Annotated in this window: 1 rRNA gene (cut by a window edge); it reads right to left on the minus strand. The window is 56.7% G+C overall.

Annotated features, from left to right (window positions below):
* A 16S ribosomal RNA gene (locus tag B2R17_RS08825) occupies positions 1-256 on the minus strand (it continues 1495 nt past the right edge of the window).

Here is a 256-nt window from a genome sequence, read left to right on the forward strand (position 1 = left end):
GCTACCTTGTTACGACTTAGTCCCAATTGTCGAGCTGACCTTCGGCACCTGCCTCCCTTGCGGGTTAGCTTGGTGACTTCGGGCCCTCCCAACTTTCGTGGCTTGACGGGCGGTGTGTACANNGGCGAGTTGCAGCCTGCAATCCGAACTGAGGCACGGTTTCTAGGATTTGCTCCACCTCGCGGTATTGCGTCCGTTTGTCCGTGCCATTGTAGGACGTGTGCAGCCCTAGACATAAAGGCCATGAGGACTTGAC

Origin of the sequence: Rhodopirellula sp. UBA1907, from assembly GCF_002337565.1 — a bacterium.
GTDB lineage: Bacteria > Planctomycetota > Planctomycetia > Pirellulales > Pirellulaceae > Rhodopirellula > Rhodopirellula europaea.